This is a genomic window from Vibrio sp. 1069 (assembly GCF_033340555.1).
On record NZ_JAWOWP010000776.1, the window covers coordinates 1 to 557 of the forward strand.

2 protein-coding genes and 1 pseudogene are annotated in these 557 nt (G+C 43.1%); all 3 read left to right on the forward strand.

The genetic code is table 11. The features are described from left to right. Positions 1-4 precede the first annotated feature (4 nt). Complete coding sequence (locus tag R7040_RS28985) at positions 5-163, forward strand: DUF1328 family protein (RefSeq protein ID WP_318097973.1); 159 nt, start codon at positions 5-7, stop codon at positions 161-163. An 8-nt stretch (positions 164-171) separates the two neighbouring features. Further along, the gene (locus tag R7040_RS28990) at positions 172-369 is read left to right on the forward strand and encodes a hypothetical protein (protein WP_005466987.1); all 198 of its coding nucleotides are present in this window, start codon (positions 172-174) and stop codon (positions 367-369) included. Positions 370-460: 91 nt separating this feature from the next. Then, positions 461-557: pseudogene (locus R7040_RS28995) on the forward strand (hemerythrin domain-containing protein); the annotation flags it as partial.

The following is a 557-nucleotide window of genomic DNA, read 5'->3' on the forward strand; positions in this document are numbered from 1 at the left end:
GTTTATTTTCCTTGCTTTGGCTCTCGTTTCAGCGGTGCTCGGATTTAGTGGTATTGCCGGTGCCGCCGCAGCTGTCGCGCAAGTGATATTTTATCTGTTCCTGTTGTCATTAATTGTATCAATAGTATTTGTGATACTTGGAAAGAAAAACGTAAATAGATAGGAGTTAGCATGCGAGTTACGTCATTTATTTATCGTATCGCCGCAGTATTTGGTTTGGTGTTTGCTTTAGCGGCGTGTAGTGATGAAGGGCCAATGGAAAAAGCGGGCAAAAAATTGGATGAGACTGCGGAAGAAGCGCAAAACGCCATTGAAGATGGTTGTGAAAACCTTAAAGAGAATCTGAACGCGGAAGACAAAGATTGTTAAGCGTTCTCCTCATCCATCAACAGCAAAAAAGGGCGGCGTGATAACCGCCCTTTGTTTTACCAACTATTCTTAATCCGATAAGGAGTCAGAGATGAAGAACATATTCGATGTGCTAAAAGAAAGTCATGAAAAACAGCGCCTTTTGCTGGATGCACTGATGGAAACATCCGGAGATTCCCCAACTCGTC